General features: G+C 80.1%; 1 pseudogene. It reads right to left on the minus strand.

The window, feature by feature from the left end:
• Window positions 1–297: pseudogene (locus J5F18_RS14005) on the minus strand (ComF family protein); the annotation flags it as partial.

Raw genomic sequence — 297 nt, forward strand, 5'->3', positions numbered from 1 at the left:
CGCCGCGCTCCCGGGCCCGGCGCGGGTGCAGCGGTACCGGCCCGACCGCCTGGGGCCAGGCCAGCGCCGGCTCGGCCAGGCCGGCCTGGAGCAGCGCCAGCAGCACCGCCCCGGCCCGGGGCGAGGCCGCGAACTTGAAGCGCTGCACCAGCCCGGCCACCTCCCCCGCGTAGCAGAGCGGCACCCGGCTACGCGCAAAGGCCGGCGGCCGTCCCAGGCAGCGGCCGCACACCCTGGCCTCGAGCCGGCCGGGAAGCGGCTCGGCGCAGCGAGGACAGGCCGGCAGGTTCCAGGGCA

The sequence above is a fragment of the Halomonas sp. BM-2019 genome (assembly GCF_017584085.1).